Here is a 266-nt window from a genome sequence, read left to right as displayed (position 1 = left end):
CCAGCAGCGTGGTGTCGCCCATCGCCGCGGCGGCCACGGCCACCACATTGTCCAGGCTCATGACCAGGTCGGCGATCATGATAGTGCGGATTGCGGTCAGCAGATTGCCATGGGTCTTGCCGTCCCCCTCTTCCTCGCCTTCCGGCAGCAACAGGGTCACGCCGATGTACACCAGCAGCAGTGCGCCGATGAGCTTGAGCCACGGCAGCATCAGCAGCTTGGCGGCCACCAGCGTCAGCACGATACGCATGATGATCGCGGCGGCC

General features: G+C 65.0%; 1 protein-coding gene. It reads right to left on the bottom strand.

Annotation, left to right across the window (positions count from 1 at the left end; translation table 11 throughout):
* A partial coding sequence (locus SB751_RS31325) for a TerC family protein (RefSeq protein WP_410749187.1) occupies positions 1-266 on the bottom strand: 266 nt, incomplete at both ends.

The sequence above is a fragment of the Cupriavidus sp. SIMBA_020 genome, from assembly GCF_046535395.1.
Lineage (GTDB): Bacteria > Pseudomonadota > Gammaproteobacteria > Burkholderiales > Burkholderiaceae > Cupriavidus > Cupriavidus campinensis.
This window is presented reverse-complemented; position numbering and strand designations above follow the sequence as displayed.